We start from the raw sequence: 18,565 nt of genomic DNA, 5'->3' as shown, positions 1-18,565 counted from the left end.
TTAATTCCCGTGTAGGGAGAACATAACGAGCTTTCATCTGAATAGGGAATATTTCGTATAGCCATTTTAAATTTCACACATTTTTAATTTAATTATATGAATCATCGCACATAACTCTTCTGGTTGTACCTAAAACTAAGTTCCCATTTAGTTACCCTGAAATCAGACTAAGCCTTATTAGATCCAAAATTGGCTCTATATAGAGTTTTTCTTCAATAACTCTAGTTTTTTTGAAATGCTCAGAATGAAACTTCAAATGTTTTTCTAAGGTATTTGCCCACGATTTATCCTTTAAGCTCCCTTCAACTTCTACAATCTGTTCGAAACAAAATATCATTCGAGCGACATACCAAACATATTGATCATACGCAGGATCTCTTTCTTTTCTAGGGTCTGCACTATACCCCTTGGAAAACTGAGGGTGCTCCATCGCCAATTGAAGGTAAGTATGATAAGCCGAATCCGCAACACTCTTCTTAGCTATTTCTTTGTTTTCTTTAATCGTTTGGGTGGCAACGAGGATAGCCCAAATAGCAACGCCTCCACTAACTACAGGCGACAAAACCGTAGCCCACTGAACTAACTCTTGCATAAATCCTCTTAATGTCGTCGATTAAAACCTGCTGGTTGAGTTTTAGTGTACTTATATTTTTTTACTTTTCTTCTAAATGCCGCTAAATCTACATCAGCAGTACTAATTGCTATTTGACTGGTTCCATGTGCATGAGAGATTAACTTATGGTGTTTTTCCTTATACGGAGCTTGCATTGTTGAGCCTCCGTATTCTCCAGTGTTAGCTATTACGACATGCTGATACATATGCCACTGAAGAGCAGAAGCCATATTATCAAATGTATTCACATCTTTGTTATATGCAGCAATAACAAACATATCTGTCAAGTCTCTTAGATCTGCGGCAAGCCTTATATCTGTTGCGTCATAGCATATTGCACCAGTTAACTTAAATGGCCCTTCAGGATGTCCCTCTATAGATATAATGTGCTGTGCTGGTCTATATCCTTGGACTCCTAAAGCAAGCTCACCATCGGTCATATGAAATTTACCCTGATCTCGAATACGCCATTGAATTCCTGATTCTGTTGTATCTGGAATAATCCACCGAGCTTTATTTACTATACGACCATCGTGCTCAGTAAACACAAAGCCTGCAAATATGATAGCTTTGGTTCTATAAGCCAGTGCTCTTACTATATCTTCATCATCAGGGTGAACAGCAACTTCTGAAAAAACGATTAAATCAGCGGTACTTTTGTATTCCCTCGATTCAGTTTTCAACTTCGCAATTAAAGTCTGTTCCGCTAGCTTACAAATTTCAGCCAAATGTTCTCTGTGCTTCCAGCGTACATCAGGGTTATCTAATTTCACATCAGAAGGATGGAAATTCTTATCTTTAGGATAAAGCTGTTGAACCGTAACTATTCTAAACGAATTAGACGCTAATTCTGGCCGGTAAACTACTGTTGGTAATGCTGGCACATTAGATGAAATACATAGTTGTGTATTAAGATAAACTAGTCTTGCCTTCAAACAACTCTTAAACTCTTCAAGGCTACCAATTGATAAAATGTCCTCTTCTTCTAGATATGAGGACGAAAAACCCGGCCACTGTAATCCATGTTGAAGAAGGCTTGCAAACCAATCACTTATTGTTCCATATGAACCCACAATTGATTCAGGCGTATGTAACATTCCCATACGTCGCTTATACCACTGGGAGCGAATTCCATCATATCTCGAACCATCTAATCTAAGATCATTTCGTTGAGTAAAATCTACATTTCCTAACGCTGCACTTCTTAACACGCTACATACCCAATAAAGCTTTGGTTCATCATTGCGCTTAGCCAGCCACGTAGGACTATGATAGCGAGGGTCTTTAGCAACTTGTTCGTTCCGATCAACTGAACAGGTTATACTTACATCCGGACTCCACAAATCTGCCCAAGACTTATTTGTGCTCGCCACTTTTATTTCATGTGGTGAATATTGTTTACCATCAGTTTTCCATATGCTGTTATCAACATCATCAATACTGTTAACCAACGCTATACCTAATTTAAGAAGAGCGTGCTCGTACTTAAAAGGGTTCTCTTTAAAGCTAATAACAGAAGAAAGATAATGTTCGGCTCCATTGGCTTTTGACTCTTGTTTAGGAATCGCCCATCTAAACCTATTAATCCTAGTCCTATTTTGCTCTCTAACTATTTCCTTCCAAAGAGCACTCCAGAATTTCCCACCTCGAAAAGCAAATTTTTGTATTATGATATCAACAACTTTTTTCTTATTTGGATGAGAAAGTAAGAAAGCAGCATTTGCTTGGTAGTCATTACTTATCTGAGCGGCTAACTCAAATATATATCCATCGCTACTTTCAAGTAACTCAATATGTTGCTTAATCAAAACACTCTGAAGTTTTGAGAGATCTGAGGTTGATTTATCGATGGATATATAAGGTTTATTAATAACAGCCAAATGAAATAGTGCTTGTTGATATGCATAACTTGGAAGTGAAGCCTTACAAACAAGTAGCTTTTGAGCAAAGGAGGTAACTTCACTAATTAACTTTTGATAATCAGCCAACTCATCCGTTTGTAGGCTACGGTATATCTCGATAACACTACGGAAAATATCTGACAGCAGATATAACATAATATATCGATCAAATTTATCTCGATTTGACCTGATACGATTAAAAATAATATCAAGAATCTTACTATAGAGATCAAGATTTGGATTTACATCTAAAGCCTTACGAAAAATGACCATTATAGATGGATCTTTTAACCAAGCTTTTAGTAAGTGCTTTGCAATTAGCGAAGATTCATTTTCGAACTGGACTCTCTCACTCGGTGAAATCAATTTTCTCTTTTTTGCCAAGCTTGTTTCTAGTCTATGAGCAGAAAAACGACGTAACGATTCGATTTTAATAGACTTATCATTGTTAAACCCAGGTAATAGCTCTTCCGCACCATCTAAAAAGTCATCTTGTTCTGTCAACAATAACTGCTGAAGCGCAGGTATATTATTATCTAGACCTCGGCGCTCTGGGACACTAGAAGCTCCGACTTCATTTTGAATTTCATTAATTCTATTGGTAAGACTACTTCCGTTATCAAGATCGGAAAGTGCTAAAACGTTGGTCTTACCTTTATTAACAACTAAACTCGGTTCATCTTCCAATTCATCTTGCTCGAGTGTTTCATCAAGAATACCTTGAACGAGTTTATGAACTGACGTCTTAATTTCATCAATAATTAAGGCTTCGCCAGATATAACTAGACGAATATCATCGACATACCGACAGTAGTCATGCAATTTAATCTGACTACCCTCAATCCTCTTACTAAGAATAGAACTTATAGACTCATCAAAGTCTATTAAGTATGCATTTGCCAAAGCACCAGCAGATGCAAGTCCTTGAGGTAGCCCAACGTTTCCAGGAATATCCAATTCCTCAAGTAATGTTATCGAGCTTTCAGACCACTCCCAATCTAGAATCTGACTTGCTAGCTTCCAAAACTGATCATCTTCTACATATTGAGAATCGTAATGCCTCGAAGCTATTTCTTTTAACTTCTCAATCAATAACTCGGTTTTTATAGATCCATAAAAATTAGACAAATCTAAACTAACAATGAAAACATCATCAATTTCACTAACTTTGTGGACGACTTCCCTACCAATGGAAATGGGTCTTTGCAAAAAGTTTCGATAATCAGTAGAAAACTTTCGATAATATTCACTTCCTCCCCAACGAAATCTTGCCTTTTCATTCTCCCAATCACAGAGCAATCTATTCCCGTAACTAAAAACCTCGTCTTTTATATGATCTGAATAATCAAGATTCATCAGCGAACAATCTTTCTGTCTCGTTTCAATTGCATCAGCAAGACACATTGCTACTGCCGTTGCAAATGACTGATCCTTAATAGATATATCAGCTAAAGGCCTTAACTTTCTATCATCTTTATTTGTGGTCCATTTCCCCTTATCAATGAACCACTTAGCTCCTTTAGGAGCTGGTATCAGTTCGATATGACTATTAGATAGTCCCCAATAAACAGCATCTTTTGACCAACTATTGACTTCGTCATCTATGTTAAAGGTACACTTATCTAGAGCCAAAAGATCTGCATACCAGTTGTGAATTCTGACAAAGTTATCCGTTTTCTTCCATGCTAACCCTAATATAAACGGATCTTTGAGATATTCAGAGAAGGGGCCAAGATTGTAGTATTTCTTATCTAATAATTTCATTGTTCAATAAACCTAAGCACTCTGACTCTCTTCAACCACCACATTCGCATTGGCATTCACGGCCCTTATCACGCCAAACAGCTCAACCACTGTGCCTTCATCAAAGAACCCATAGGCGCTTTCGCCGTGCGCGTCAGTAAATGGCGGCTCGAATATTTGCCCCATTTCGAGCACGCCGTTGTGCACTAGGTAATCGATCACTTGATCGACGAATTGAATCTGTTCAGCGTTGTAAGCGCCTTCATCAAGAAAGGCGCTAAAGGCTTCTTTGGCAGCGTTCATGTCTAGGCCAACCAATTCGCGAATAAACGTCCCTAGTGGCTTGTCTTGCAAAATCTGCTCTCGGTACGCCTCAATATCACTCATACCGCTAGCGTCCAACAACAAGCCTTCTAGTACGTCTAAATCGGCTTGGGTAATCGGTTTGTTACGTTTTAGCTTTTGAATAGTTAGCTGATCTTGGTGGTCTTGAATATACAGCTCAATTTTTTTACGGTACTGGGCTAAGTCCACCGTTGGGCTGGTATATACGCCTGTTACGTCGCGCACACCTTGAAACTCATCTTCAAAGTTGGTGTAAACCATCTCTTTTTTGTCTTTGTCTAAGGCGAACATCAAATTACGCAAGCGCTGACGTACATCCTCTAGCGTGACTAAATGAATGTCTTGCCAAAACTCGACGGTTTGCAGGTCTTGCAGCAGCTGCAATTGCGCTTGAATGGCCGGAATAACCGACTTGCCTTCCAACTGCTGCGCGATTTCCATCACTCGAACACGATTGGGCTCTGGTACTAAGCCCTTTTCCAGCAAGGCTAATTGCATGGTTAGCAGCAGGTTATCAAAACGGTTGGCTAAGTTATTCACTTGCTCAACGGGGTTAAACGGCTCGGCTTCAGTCGGTAGCGCGGCAATCTGGCTTTCTAGCTCGGTGTGTTTGGCATCGTCAATGTTGTCCCAATGCTCGCGGGCTAAAAAAGGCTCCACGGCTTGGCGTTTCGGGCGCACAATAAAGTTATCTAAGTTCATGCCGGTAACTTGATGATGCAGCAAGTCGAGCTGATAGCGGTTTAACTCTCGTAATCTCTGGGCATCTTCAGGGTGTTGCTCGGTATAGTTTTCATCGGCTAAGCGTTTATTGAGCAAGATGCTTAAACTAACGCGCTTTTCAAATACCTGCTGCATTAACGGCTTGGCAATACCAACGGGTAAGCCTTCAGGGTTTGAATCAAAATATTCAAAGTTTTGGCAATAATCGAACACCTTAAAGGTGGTTTTATGCAAGCCTGGGCCAAACAAATCCTCACACAAGCGGGTGCCGCGACCGATCATTTGGGTAAACTTCACCTTAGAGCGGATCACTTTAAAGAACACCAAGTTGACCACTTCGGGCACGTCGATACCGGTATCGAGCATGTCTACCGAAATCGCAATGCGGCAGGTCGGGTTTTTCGGGTCAAAGTCTTTGCGCTCGTTTTCGTCGCCACCGAATTCGTCAATCAGGCTTTGCGCGTAGGTTTCTTTAAAAGTGATCACCCGCGCCAACTTACCCGCCCATTTCGGGTAGTTTTTGTTGAACATTTTTTCAAGAAACACCGCGTGGTCGTTATTGGCGGCAAATATAATGGTTTTACCAATCACATCGCCACCTTCCACATGAATGCCGCCCAGTTCGTCTTTACTCATTAACTGGGCAAACATCTTCTCGGCGGTGTCTCCGTTGAATAAAAACTTATTCACTTCCGAGGGCAGCACTTCTTCGCGGTCGGTTAATTCGGCCTTGTTTTCCCACTCCAGTTTTTCTTCATCCGACAGCTCTTGATACTTAATGCCTTCACGGATGAACTTAGTGGCAACGGAAATTTTAGTCGGTGGCACTAAGTATTTTTCAGCGTAGGCACTGGCATCTTCATAGGCGTAGGTGGGCATGCCTTTTTGCAAATCAAAAATGCCGTAGGTGTCTTTTTCCACTTCGTCTTTCGGGGTGGCGGTTAAGCCCACTAAGCAGCCATCAAAATACTCAAAAATCTGACGATACTTGGAATACACCGAGCGGTGCGCTTCATCCACCACAATTAAATCAAAATGCCCCACGCCAAACGGGCGCTCGTCTGCGCCGCGATCCAATAAGTTTTTCATGGTGGGATAGGTTGAGAAATACAAGCGGCTGTCGATGCTGCCTTTGCTTTGCCCTGAGCTTAAAATAGAGCAGCTTACGCGCGGCAGCAGTTTCACAAAGTGCTTTTTAGCTTGGGTTAATAAGGCATTACGGTCGGCCAAAAACAACACGTTTTTCACCCAGTTATTTTTTACCAGCAAATCAACGAGGCTTATCACTGTACGGGTTTTACCTGTACCTGTGGCCATCACCAACAAGGCTTTACGCTGATGGGCTAATTCAAAATGCTGCAAAATATGAGTAATGGCGGCTTTTTGGTAATGGCGGTTGGTAATGTTTTCGTCTATTTGTGCGGTGAGCTTTTTACCTACCCCTGCCTCGTCACTGAAAAACGACAGCCGGTCATGGCGGCGTTTAATCATCAGCGCCAGCTCGGCTTTGGTGTAAAAGCCTTGCACCTTGCGCGGCGGGTAAAAGGCATCGTCCCACAGCCGCGTTTCGTAGCCATTAGTGTAAAAAATAATTGGCCGCACGCCGCACTGTTGTTCTAGGCAATCGGCATACAGCTTGGCTTGTTGCTGGCCGTCTTCAGGGCGGCGCGAGGTACGTTTGGCCTCTACCACCGCCAATGCGGTGCCGTCATCGCCCCATAACACATAATCAACAAAGCCATTGCCGTTAGGATTGGCGCTCGAAATCGGCATACCTGTTACCGGATATTCGCGGTCACGCTTGTCTGTTAACGGCCAGCCTGCTTCGTGTAACAAGGCATCAATTAAGTAATCGCGGGTTTGGGTTTCGTTGTAATCGTGGTTATCTGGCGCAGCATCGGCTTGTTGTTTCGCCTGTTCAATTTGCTCAAGCAAGGCTTGGTTTTGCGCTTTTAGGGCGGCGTTTTCATTAAGTTGTTGCTGGTATTCCTCACGCTTAATGCTGTCGCTTTCGGCCAGTTGTTTTTCCAGCTCTTGCACCCGTTTAATGCTGCTCATGGCTTTTGTGACCAGCGTGGCATCAATGGCCAGCTTTTGCGGCACTAACGCTTCGTCAAACGGGTTAACGATAAACTGTTTGCGATCAAACCCGCTGTTGCCAAAGTCAGGGGTATAGGTGCGCACAAACCAATACAACACATGGTGCAGCTCTTTCACCGCTTGCAAGGCATCGCGCTGTGGTGGTGTGGTTTTACCGTGCGCTGCTTCGTTACCAATTTTGATGATCAGTTTCAACTTGGGGAACAAGTTGCTGCTGAGGTTATCTTTAAAGCCTTTATCGTGAATAAGCGACATTAAGGTCACATCATGGCGCGGGCGGGTTAGCCAGTTATCAATGTCAAATACGGTTTCAACCATTAACTCCAAGGCATTACGGGCATAAAAGCCGGCAATACGTGGATCGGTTTTAATGTTGCTCTCGGCATTTTGGGCACGCGTTTTAATCTCGGCACAACGACTAGAAAACAGATCATCGCCGTTAATGGCACTATCCATAAACGCAAAGTTGCTACCACCTTGAGCGCCTTTTGAATCAACCGTATCTGACATTGAATTTCCTTTTTACATCACCGCTTTTTAGGTAAAAGCGATTATTCGTTATAGGTTTAGCTCGCCTTTAAAGGCTTTTTGCATAATGGCGTTAAATGACTTTTCACATTCTTCTTTTGATGATTTGTGATCATCAAGCAGTTTTTTATGTTGCTTAATAAATTGAGAGAACTCATCTTGTTTGACTTTTGGTGGTATGGGTAACGCAATTTCTCTCAACGCATCTTTACGAATAGTTTTTGTTACGGCACCTTTTACCTTTTTCTGAATAGCTTGAATACCGCCTTTACTTGTCAACAGATAATACATGAATATAGAACTAGCGAGTTCTTCGTTGAAACGGATCATAAATTGATTCATAGCTAACGACACAGGTCTGTTTAAAACTGGCATTAAATATACTTTTCCAGCACTACCAATCTTATTCACTATAAGTTCATTTCCAAACACTTTCGTTTTGGTCAAAAATTCATAGGCATGCTCTGAAATATAATTGACGCCATCGGTAAAGTTATTTCTCTCTAAGTCAGTAGTTCGAACCATCAAAGCGTAACCTTCATTAAGAAGAGTGACGTTTTCTTGCAGAATCTCATAACTACCGTTGGCGTGATAATCTGTCAGTAAATCAAAAGTTGTTCCAATAGCACGAACATCCCACCCCTTCGGATTGGTCACCGGATCACCAAACATCTCAATAAACACGGATTGGGCGAGGCTGTTTAGCTCTTGCTCCAAAAGCTTACAGTCTTTACGCAGTTGGTCGGCTTTTTCTAACACCGCCGCGATTTGCTTTTGGGTTTCGATTGGCGGGAGTGGGATTTTGATTTGTAAAAATCGAACTCTATCTAAGTTAGATATGTTAGTTGTCTGCTTTCCTAAATGCCGAATGCTATCTTGGGTTTTATCCATTGATAAAAAACGAAAAAGATAATCGGGATCAATCAATTCTGCTTTCGGCCTTAGCATCGAAATGAAGCCACCAATTGTTGATTTGTATCGAGTCGACTTTACTCGAACACACTTGCCTACTAATTCCCAACTATTCGCTGAGGATATTAAAATATCTCCCTGTTTAACGTATAATTCATCACGTTTCACAAAGCTTGAAGGTACAGCTAGTAAGTCTCTTTCATCAAGCTCTTTTTGGATGTTTTTCGTGCGCAAACACACCACGGAATCATCGGTTCCAACATCAACTTTATCATCTGGTTTGAAGGTAATACCTCTATGAAAAGTTAGAATCGAATCTAAAGGAACCAAATTCATCACAACAATTTCTCCAACTCAGCCACACCCTTCGCCATCTTGTCTTGCAAGGTTTTAATCCGCGCTAAAATCTCTTTTGGTGAGTCGTACTGCACTTCCTCATACACCACTTCTTTGTAGCGATTCAGGCTTAAATCGCAGTCGTTGCCGGTAATGCTTGCCACGGGCACCATAAAGCTTTGTTCGGTGGTTTTACGGCGGTACTCAGGACTGGCAAGGTTGGGCGTGCCGTCTGGGTTGGTTAAACTTAAATAACGGGCAATAATATCGGCAATGTTGCTTTGCTGGTGAGTGGGTGTTTCACCTTCTTTAAACAGTGGCGTGCGTTTATCATCCAGCGAGTAACCATCGGCTTGCATATCGTAAAACCACACTTTATCGGTGCCGCCAGAGTTGGTTTTGGTGAAGATTAAAATGGCCGTGCTCACCCCCGCATAAGGCTTAAATACGCCTGATGGCAGTGAAATCACCGCTTCGAGCTTTTGCTCGTTAACGATTTTTTCGCGTATGCTTTTGTGAGATTTGGTGGAGCCAAATAATACCCCATCAGGCACAATCACCGCGGCGCGACCACCGACTTTGAGCATGCGTAAAATCAGCGCTAAAAACAGCAGTTCGGACTTTTCGGTTGGGCCTTTCTTTTTCACCTCTACCTGAATCTCGTTGCCGTTTTCGTCAATTTCAGTTTTGTATTTCGGCGCGGCTTTTTTCGCGGCAGGGTTTTTACCAAGGGCGCGCAGTAAATCGGGCGCGACAATGTCAAAGTCCACCGAGCCTTTAAACGGTGGGTTGGCCAAAATCAGGTTGTAGGCGTCACGGATATTGGCGTCGCCTTGGTCTTGCAAGCTGTCGCGGTAATGCACGCTTGGGTTTTCAATGCCGTGCAGCAACATGTTCATCGCGCCAATGCGTAGCATGTGTTTGTCAAAATCAAAGCCGGTGAACATGGCATTATCAAAATGCTGTCGGTTAGCGGGTTTGTTGACGTCATTTTTATGGTGGGTTTCCACGTATTCCACCGCCGCCATTAAAAAGCCGCACGTACCCGAGGCGGGGTCACAAATGGTGTCGCCCATTTTCGGCTGCATTAGCTCCACCATCATTTGGATGAGGTTGCGCGGGGTGCGAAACTGACCATTAACGCCCGACTGTTGCAGCTTGCTGAGTAGGTATTCGTACAAGTCGCCCTTGGTGTCTTTGTCGTCCATGTTGATGGCACTTAACAGTTGCACCACTTGGTCGAGCAATTTGGCCGACGGGATCATGAAAATGGCGTCTTTCATGTGCTCGGCAAAGCTGCCTTCGTTTTGCAGGGTTTTGATTTTTGGAAATACTTGGTCGCGGACGATGGTCATCATCACGTCGGGATCTTTGTCTTTAAAGCTATTCCAGCGCAGCGCTTGCTCGTCGGGGCCAAAGGTTGGGTTGTTAACTGGTAAACCCGTGGCTTGGCTGCGGCGCTCTGCGGTGCGTTGCAGCTCGTCTAAACGACGGATAAACAACAGGTAAGATATTTGTTCGATCACTGAAATGGGGTTAGCGACACCGCCGGTCCAAAACATTTCCCACACTTGATCAATTTGACTGCGAATTTTGCCTGTTAACATGGATATTCTCTTCAGTATGAATTTAGCCAACTAATTGACTCATATTGGCTTCATTTTACTGGATAAGAACCACTTAAACACTTAGTTTTCATGATAATTGGGTTACCGAACGCTGAACTGCTCGATGAAGGGCTTCTATCCACGCGATTTCATATTCACTGGTTGTTCTAAGAACACTATCCCCATCTACCATCTTTGTCTTAAAAGGATGCTTTATCCCCATTACGATTGAACAGTACTCATCGTTGATTTCTGGATCCCAATGAACGCCTTTTTCAGAACAAGCTTTCATTACATACTTAAGCCCCTTATTACCGCTCTCACGAAACGCAAACAACCGAGAACCAAGTTTATGTTTAGCACTAATGTCGCTGATATCGACTTCAATAATGACTAAAGGGATTTGTTGATAATAAAAATACGCACAGTGATAAGTCCGAGGCTCCTGTGTGAATTTATTTATATAAATAAGAGAGCCATTGTCTGGTTTTGGCATTGCTAAGCACTGTGTTGATTGGTGCTCATATTCAGGCAACATCATTAGTCGCTTTATAACCTTTTCAAAAATGTGAAAGTTACTTGTAGGGGCTACTTCCTTTGGCTCTTCTGGTACGTCTGGTTCACCACAATCATCTCGATTAATGGCCCAATCAAGCTCTTGAGCACTACCACCATCAGAAGCATGTCCGACTCCTGATATATCTGATTTAGGTTCTTCATTCATGTTAACAGTCGGCGTAACTCGTCGTTGGTCATTGCCTGGAAGCACTTTAACTTCATCATCAGAATCACAAATAAAACGGAATCCTTCCTCACTGACGATATCCCTTTTTCTTTGCGTTCCTGGAGTCGCTCGAAAATCTAATTGCGGATCTGGATCAGAACGATTGACTTCAGGTTGATTCCCATTACTAGGCTCAACAGAAATCAGTTTTCGTTTCTTCGGGTGAGAAATAGTAACTTTCTTTCCATAGTCAAAGTAAGGCGTTTTAACGCGTTTTATCTCTTCAACATGAAAAAGCATCGTGTCTTCTTGATCATACTCGCCAAACAACCTGAACCCCCACCCCTTTAAGGGTGGTGGTGAAAAACTAAATTTCCAGTTAGCTGTTTTTTCTTCGATTAGGTGCTGGTAAATACTATTAAAACTTCGTTTGGCGTCACGATTCAGTAGCAACCAGCGGATATGCTCACATGCACCTTTTGAGTCGAGATTTTTCAGCGGGTAATCAGATAGCTTGTGAAACCGAATGATAGTTCCACTTTTATCTGTCTCAATGAAAGCCATCCCCTGCAACCCGTTAGGTCTCAATGCAGTTCGAGTCAAATGCACATTATGTAAAAACAATGCCCTTGCTAGCTCTATGCTCGGTATGGCTAATTTTAAGTTTCCGTCTTTTAAAAGAATCGAGTTCCCTACTTGCGATGTCATCTGCGGCCCGTTTTCAGTAATACTGACTTCCAGAGATGTTCTTTCTTTCCGTGAAATTCGCTCTTTATTATTGTACTGCGAATTAAGAACGAGCATTGGTATCAACTCCGCAGGGACTTTACTTTCAGGGTAACCTGAGAATTGGACATTGATATAAGGTCTGACTTTATTGCCCAATACACTTTTAGTTTGAATACTGCCAATGTGTATTAGTGGTGTTTCTTTAGGAAAATGTCGCAGTTCTCTGCCAGGCTGGGATGTCCAGTCTGAGAATCTCCCTCGCAGGTTGTCTGCTACGCTTACGGCTGAGTCCAGCAAGTTTTTCAATCTCACACACAGGCCTTAAAATATCTTTATGTTCAATTAGTTGAACCATAACACGAGTTAACCTGCGTACTTGGTATTCTTCAATCGATTCGCTATATCGATCAAGAAACAAACGACATAGTGGTAACTTATGCAGTTTTTTCTCCATAAGCGTCTTTTGATTGATTCTTGTTGAATACCAAGACTTAGAGCGACGTTGTATTTCAAAGTTATCTTCATCGTGATTCTTAATTTGAATTAAAGTTTTCACTAACTTCAGATCTCTACTAGCCCAATCAACCCTTTTGTTTTGATAATTACTCATACGTTGAGGTTTATGGCTATCCAACCACTTTCGGTCATAACGATATAACCAAGAATATGATTTTGCTCCAATCGATGTAGACCGAATCTCTTTCAGTGGCAAATATTTTAAAAATTTCAGCAAATTGAGCCACTCTTCTCTAGTTTGATCTCTCTTTGTTGAGTTAGGTATTGAACGATAACTTTTGTATTCAACGAATGGTTGTATTGAGCGAGCTAGATTTAGCTCTTCATTCAGTTTTATGACCGAATCTCGAAGAGATAACCAAACAACAAAATGCTGTAGGTAACTAAATGGTCTTCTGTGTTTTCTAAAGAGGGAAAGTAACCAAGTATTTTCTCCAGTTAACTCCGACTGCAAGCCGTGTTGCTCCAACCATGATTTTGTCCAATATTTTTCAACCAAATACTTAATAGCTTGATGATCGATCCTTGCACCTTTCATCATTCCTCTATCTCTGGCAAGGTTCTGATAGTATCTAGTCCATTGCTCAGGTGAAACATACCCAACTCCGGATTTGAGTAAGGTTTCAATCATGGATGATAATTCCAATTCAGACGACTTAGCAGCCTCTGATAACCACGCTTTAGGCTGATAACCAAGCGTGCCTATGAAGCGATGACGATGGGAAGATGAAATCCTCAAGCCAGTATCAACTAAGCAACATTCATGCTTCAAACATACGGTTACCCCTGGGGATTGGAACAATCTCTGCCAGTATGTAAAGCCCAAAAGTTCTAATTGTTCTTTCCAGCATTGGGGACATATTTTATAGCTAAGTGGCCATTGAATGAGAGAGGCATTGATCCCTGCTCGCGACATACTGAGATTGACATGACCAAACGATAGATCAGACATTAACTGTTCATAACGATAGTTAGGTAAGAAAGGTTGAAACAACGGGAGGAGTGTATGCTGCGATATTAATTCCTTCGAGTCGACGCGCCAAAGATGTCCTACCTGACTAAGCAGCGGATCTATATGTCCTTGCAAAAAAGCCGACGGTATTACCATTCTATTTTTAAATAGAATATCCAAGGCAACTTTGTCGTCTTTAATGTCTAATTGATAAATAAACCGAGCCAGTACGCTCGTTAACAATTCATCTTGTTGCGCTTTAGGAAAGTGAGCCAACATAAAAGCCGCCAAACTAATAATTTAACTTGGTTAAGTATAGTTTGCGGCCTTATATCTTACAGAAAAGGCGTAATATCGAGAATCATGCCTTCATTTTTTAAATTACTGTAAGTCGACATCGGTTCATCATTTCTGAGTAGTCTAAGATCTCGTTCAACAAACCTCGACTCTAGTTTTTTTACCTTTGAACCGGAAGATTTCTCTACTGCAACGGTTTGGTCTTCTAAAGATTTGATATGTGCAACTAATCCAAAGAGATCTGCGTCAGGCTTTTCGTCTAATGCTTGTCGTGCAGCAAGCGGAGCAATATCATCCCCCAAACCCATTCGAATCAACATATCTGTAAGTTCCGATAATTTATCTTTAGATGTTTCATCAATACTTTCGACTTCGCTTAATACTGTATCGTTCGACAGCCCCAATATACGAATCGAATCAGCAGGTAAATCTAGATCTGCATATTTAACAATCTCTTCTTTTCGACCACTTTGTAAGGCTTTGATCATAGGATGAACAATAGATAGCTCTTCGGTAAAAACATCTTTTACCAATTTAGGTGTGATGAACTCTTTTCCAGCAACAACAGCTCTAGCTTGGCAGAGATAAAACAGCGACACAGCCACGTGTGCCACCCCTTGAGTCAGTTCCCAGAATAAGTCCTGCATTGGTTTAGTCAAAGGAGTTGGCGATTTAAACCACTGTAATTTCCACATCCGATGAATAAACCGTTCCCACTCACTTTCTCCTGGTATATTCGACAGATGCTCAAACCTATTCCAATTTAGACTACCAAATTGGGCAGCGCGGCGAGCAGACCTCAGTGTAGGTGAGAATAGTTCGAGTGCTTTTGGAGTTCCAATGAATAATACAGGTACTTTGATAACGTTGGTGAGTGTAACAAAGAAGTTAAGTAGTTTAGACGCACCACCTGAACGAGCAGCACTTAAATGCTGAATTTCATCAAGAACCAATATCCCTATAGAATGCAGAGCAGCCACTCTGGCTATATCCCCCAGCATAGACTCAGCCGAAGATCTCGATTTTACATAAAGCATTTCATAATCTGTTCCAATCGCATCATCTACTGCACGGAAAAAATGAATACATAGACTTTTCGCTGACCCATCATGAGGACAGTCAATCTTTAACCATACTAATTGCATGTGCTGGAAATCTGGATGGTAAATAGCTTGATGGCGGTATGAGTCCAATATAGCTTGAACAGCCGTTGTTTTTCCTGTTCCTGAGCAACCAATCACAGATGTCGTCAACGCAGCGTTGCCTGCATTCCTAGATGCGACTGAGAAGTCGACGTTATCTACATCGGATAGATTACGCTGATATTCATTTGAAGCGATATTACGCCCTAAATACCCACGTCGTATCATCCCAGAAATCATCTGCTCAAGTTGAAGATGTGCTTTAGTAGGATACAAAAACTCATCAAGTATTCTCATCATCGCATGACGACGAATATAGCCAGGCAGAACTTTTTCAGATTCTCTTACTTTAGGGTAACGATTGAGAGCTTTCGCTGTATCTTGTGGAGAATTAAGCAAAGGCAAAGCATTAATCAGAGGCTGATCTCGATAATCTTCTATTTCAGGCTCAGCATATTCTGCATGATGAATGTTAATCATCGTCTTCTCCTAAAAAGTCATCGAGTGAGGGATATTCTATATTTTCCGAATTCTGACCAGATTTAATGTCGATAACCTTAGCTAGTGTTTGCTCTATCTTCGGTTTTAAATTAACAGCATTGCTTGTACGCTCTAGTTCTCGCTCATTGTCTCTATTCTCTTTAATACCAGATAGTCGTTGTGAATCTTTCAACTTTGGAACATTACTTTTCTTTCCACGCTCTCGCTTAGCAATTGTTTCCAATTTTTCTTGCAAATCTGGAGCACTAAAATCCTTAATTTGATTTGCAGTAGCCTCTGCTATTTGGGACGACTTTAAAATACCCGCAGCATCGATAAAACTCATACCTTTGTATCGACGACTACGATCAGAAAGTTCGCATATCCAATAAGATTGGTAGCTATTATCAGGTCGAAGATAAACTACATCGGTTCTTCTTGGATCAAACGCTATCTCGACATTTTTGGGTCTAGAATGTTTAAACCGATCAAACCACCCTTCAGCTAAAGCCTCACGACAAGTATATTTCAAGCCTTTGAATCCGATACCTACTGCTGAAACGGTTCCTTTTTCCGTTGGTAATAAATTCACTTCGACCATATCTTTGCTACATGGTCTAAGCTTGCCAGTTCGATTTTTTATACCCCAGTTCCAGAGCTGAAGAGGCACTGCTGGTAAATCATCTGGCATATCTGCGGCAAAATCATAATCTTTAACTACATGACGAGTATTGTAGTGGATAATTATGTGTATTACCGTTTCCGTGAACGCACTCAAGGTTAATTCTGCATCTAGTTCATAGCGACGACCCAAACGTTTTTTACCATTTACCGGCTCAACAATCCCTCCAATATATGGCTTAAATGTTGTTTGAAGTGTATTGAAATAGCGCTCCACACCACCTTTATCATCACCCCTGTAGGAACGAGAGTTACTCAACTGAATGTTAAACGCATTGACTAACACATCAGCTTGCCTATGCAAAAGCTCTCCCTTATCTGCCATCATGGATGCAGGGATACCAACAGAAGGCCACATGCTGCTATCAATATCGATACCGTAGCTTCGGCAATATTCAACTTTATCAAGAAATGCGTTAGACATTGCCATCATAGCTGCTACCCATGACGGATTTTCAAGACCAACATATAGACCTGTAACCATTCGGCTAAATACATCTTTAACAACATAAACAACAGGCCGTCCGATGATTCGATTAGGATCTTTCTCAGAAACCAAATATAAGTCAGCTATCGTTGCATCAATCTCATATCGACCTCCGGGTCCCATATTCATAAAGGCTGAAGTACTCGTTAAGGCTCGAATATCTTTATCGTATGTTTTCGATGAAGTCCTACGTCTGACAACATCTTCCTTTCTGTAGTTAGACTCATAGAAGTAACGAAATTGTCGAAGAGTGGGAATAGATGTTTTATCAGACTCTGGATAGCGAGATTTATAGAGACCAATGGCCTTATCTTTAGCATCTTTGATTGAAAATTTATCATTTGGAAGAAAGAAGCCATCAATAGCCAGACGAAATATTTCTGCAACTTCATCATTAATAATCACTCCGACGCCATCACTAGTAGTTCGCTTTCTTCCAAGCTTGTGTTCTACGTTACGCCTAGGCTTACCTTTGCCTCCAGAATTATGGTAGTCCGGTAACAAAGCATTGGGTGTCATGCCTCGCTGCCAATAGCGGCGCAATTGACGAATAAAATAAATTCGTGGCTTTCCGGTCTCTTCAACCACATGTCTGATTATTCTGTTTCGTTCATTTTTATCAAATAATTGGCTAGGTTCGCCTAATACTAATTTAAGTAGTGAATACGCCTCATCTCGTTTGATACTTTGTGTACTACCTATTTCAACGTGGGAGAAAGTAAAAGGCTCACTGATATTTCGTATTTCTTGGCTGACAATGAGTTCTTGCAACTCGGAAATAGGCTTAGGCATAGGCCAAGCAGAAGCGTCATCAATATTGATCAGCCAAACAAGTTCTATTGTTTCGTATACGATACGAATGCGCTCACTTGAATCAGTGTATTCATAGACTTGATTAAGAAGCATTACCCACTCCTAAGCTATTACTGTCACTGATTAACACTTCAATGTCTTCACATTTCCAATCAGTGAATGGGGTTTGTAGTGGTGTCTTCAAATATTGATTTGCTATACCGTAGCGGAAGATCTCAATATGAGTACCTGCCTCTAACTGGTAATCATCATCTAATTTAGCACAGTGTCGTGCGACATAAGCATTAGGTTGTCTGGATAATCTAGCCACAAGATCCATGACATCTTGTTTAGAGAATGAGTAGTTAAATCCAGCATCAATATCTATTAGTGGCTTCAACCATTTCAAGTTCATCTGAAGCTCTTTGGATACTTCTTGATCGGTGAAAATTAGGCAAGGAATCTTGGTGCTTTCCCAGTATGACTTTTCGATTTGAAGCTTTTCAATAACTCTTTTGTCATTGAGCTTTGAGGCTGGTTTTACAGGTATAGCCAGTTGGGTTCCGTCCAATAAATCAATGAGCAGATCCGTTGTAACGATCTTCAATTCGCCTTTTTCTTGTGGATGACGAATACCTAGCTGACGACAAATGTTAAGGGATTCAGCAAGAGGAATTGGAAACTGTTCCCGAATGTCGATGACATTTTTACACCAATCAAACACCAAAAAGGCTGCGAGTTCATTGCCTGAGAAAAAATGATGAATCCGCCCAACAGTAGTACTTTTCACACGAACACTTTCACCGGAACTACTAAACTCCCCAACTTTAATGAAAGGGACATAGTCTTTTCCCACACCTTGTCCACGTTTCTCATCCAAACGCTTTTGGTCTTTCTTATTTAATGGCTTATTTTCATCTGACATAAAAAAACCTCCGACTAAGCTCAACTTAGCAG

General features: G+C 41.5%; 10 protein-coding genes. All 10 read right to left on the bottom strand.

The window, feature by feature from the left end; genetic code table 11:
• Positions 1-151 precede the first annotated feature (151 nt).
• Positions 152-592 (bottom strand): restriction endonuclease, encoded by a 441-nt coding sequence (locus AACV32_RS10315; RefSeq protein WP_170895011.1) that lies wholly within the window; start codon positions 590-592, stop codon positions 152-154.
• 8 nt (positions 593-600) lie between these two features.
• The gene (locus AACV32_RS10310; RefSeq protein ID WP_170895012.1) at positions 601-4,278 is read right to left on the bottom strand and encodes a Reverse transcriptase (RNA-dependent DNA polymerase); all 3,678 of its coding nucleotides are present in this window, start codon (positions 4,276-4,278) and stop codon (positions 601-603) included.
• 12 nt (positions 4,279-4,290) lie between these two features.
• On the bottom strand, positions 4,291-7,935 hold the full coding sequence (locus tag AACV32_RS10305) for a DEAD/DEAH box helicase family protein (protein ID WP_170895013.1): 3,645 nt from the start codon (positions 7,933-7,935) through the stop codon (positions 4,291-4,293).
• 48 nt (positions 7,936-7,983) lie between these two features.
• Entirely contained in the window at positions 7,984-9,201 is a 1,218-nt protein-coding gene (locus AACV32_RS10300) for a restriction endonuclease subunit S (protein ID WP_249339484.1), read from the bottom strand.
• The gene (locus AACV32_RS10295; RefSeq protein ID WP_170895015.1) at positions 9,201-10,808 is read right to left on the bottom strand and encodes a type I restriction-modification system subunit M; all 1,608 of its coding nucleotides are present in this window, start codon (positions 10,806-10,808) and stop codon (positions 9,201-9,203) included. Before AACV32_RS10295 ends, AACV32_RS10300 begins: the two co-directional genes overlap by 1 nt.
• Positions 10,809-10,896: 88 nt before the next feature.
• Complete coding sequence (locus AACV32_RS10290; protein ID WP_306690495.1) at positions 10,897-12,573, bottom strand: hypothetical protein; 1,677 nt, start codon at positions 12,571-12,573, stop codon at positions 10,897-10,899.
• Positions 12,464-14,008, bottom strand: a complete 1,545-nt coding sequence (locus AACV32_RS10285; protein WP_170895016.1) for a TnsD family Tn7-like transposition protein — start codon at positions 14,006-14,008, stop codon at positions 12,464-12,466. The genes AACV32_RS10290 and AACV32_RS10285 overlap by 110 nt, the downstream gene beginning before the upstream one ends.
• A gap of 56 nt (positions 14,009-14,064) precedes the next feature.
• Complete coding sequence (locus AACV32_RS10280; RefSeq protein WP_170895017.1) at positions 14,065-15,648, bottom strand: ATP-binding protein; 1,584 nt, start codon at positions 15,646-15,648, stop codon at positions 14,065-14,067.
• The gene (locus AACV32_RS10275) at positions 15,641-17,722 is read right to left on the bottom strand and encodes a Mu transposase C-terminal domain-containing protein (RefSeq protein WP_170895018.1); all 2,082 of its coding nucleotides are present in this window, start codon (positions 17,720-17,722) and stop codon (positions 15,641-15,643) included. Before AACV32_RS10275 ends, AACV32_RS10280 begins: the two co-directional genes overlap by 8 nt.
• Complete coding sequence (locus AACV32_RS10270) at positions 17,712-18,533, bottom strand: TnsA endonuclease N-terminal domain-containing protein (RefSeq protein WP_170895019.1); 822 nt, start codon at positions 18,531-18,533, stop codon at positions 17,712-17,714. The genes AACV32_RS10275 and AACV32_RS10270 overlap by 11 nt, the downstream gene beginning before the upstream one ends.
• Between the last annotated feature and the right edge of the window lie 32 nt (positions 18,534-18,565).

Origin of the sequence: Vibrio sp. B7 (assembly GCF_963888765.1) — a bacterium.
GTDB lineage: Bacteria > Pseudomonadota > Gammaproteobacteria > Enterobacterales > Vibrionaceae > Vibrio > Vibrio anguillarum.
Note: the sequence above shows the minus strand (reverse complement) of the source record. Positions and strands in the feature narration are given on the sequence as shown.